This is a genomic window from Isoptericola sp. NPDC058082, from assembly GCF_042885055.1.
GTDB lineage: Bacteria > Actinomycetota > Actinomycetes > Actinomycetales > Cellulomonadaceae > Isoptericola.
This window is the reverse complement of record NZ_JBHVSQ010000047.1, coordinates 1-1025: the sequence shown is the minus strand read 5'-3', so window position 1 is coordinate 1025 and position 1025 is coordinate 1. Positions and strand designations below refer to the sequence as shown.

Here is a 1025-nt window from a genome sequence, read left to right as displayed (position 1 = left end):
AGCTTCTCGGAGGAACGTGCGGCAGAACGTGGGAGCCACCAGGGCGTCGGTGCCCAGCAGCCAAACCGAGGCGATACCCTCGGCGTGCTGGCTGAAGCCGAAGATGCACACGGGGGAACCGTCGTGCATCGCGGCGAAACTGCGGTCGCTCGCGGTCACTGCAAATGCGAGCGCCTGGAGCGGGGTGTGACCATGCGAAGCCGCCACCTCCAGGATGTCCTCCTGCCGCATGTTCTCGGCGACGTGGAGGATGTCGCTGGCGGTGGGGCTTCGATAGGTCAGGGTCATACTCGGCTGCGGGAGACGAACATGCCGCGCCACTGTGCTGACTGGAACCAGCACTGGAACGGCAGGCGGTTGACGAGGTGCATGCGGACGCTGTTGGCGTCGCCCAGCACGGGGAACCGGCGAGAGCCGGAGTGGAACGTCGGGGCGCTGGTGCGGAACACCGAGTCGTTGAGGACGCGCGCGGTGTACGCACCGGAGTGCGACGCCACGTAGGTCTCGACTCGGCCGTTGCCGTGCTGCTCGACCTCCAGCTCGAAGTACGCACCGTCCTTGTAGGCGACCTCGATGTCACGCACCTGCGTGCGGCCCACCAGCACGGCCTGGTTCTGCCCACCGCGAACGATGGGCTTGGTCAGGGTGAGTCGGTGCTCGTAGTCCATGCCGACGACCACGCGGCCCTCGGTGTGGTTACCGGGGAGCGCGAGGCGGGTGCGGGCGTTGTCCCAGCGCGCCTTGGTGATGTCCAGGTACGCGCCGGGGTCTTGCCAGTCGTCCGTCTTGAGGACGGTGACCGTCATGCCATCGGGCACGATGTAGGGCAGGTCGATCCAGGTCTCGTTGCCGAACTGCTGATAGGTGGGCTGCACCACCAGCATGCGGTCGAGCAGGAAGTTGTAGTCGCCCGTGGCGTCCGCGTCGTGCTGGTTGAGCACCATGCGGAACTTGAGCAGCTCGCAGCCGCCTCCCGGCGCTTCCGCGACGGCGTACAGCACGTCGTTGATGGCGTGCATGTGGAC

At 66.7% G+C, this 1025-nt stretch carries 2 protein-coding genes; both read right to left on the bottom strand.

The genetic code is table 11. The features are described 5' to 3' along the window. Window positions 1-288 (bottom strand): hypothetical protein (locus ACFVS0_RS21840; protein WP_430589117.1); only part of this gene is annotated, 288 nt, incomplete at its 3' end. Beyond that, on the bottom strand, window positions 285-1025 hold a 741-nt coding region (locus tag ACFVS0_RS21835; RefSeq protein WP_430589116.1), incomplete at its 5' end, for a hypothetical protein. The genes ACFVS0_RS21835 and ACFVS0_RS21840, both read right to left, overlap by 4 nt.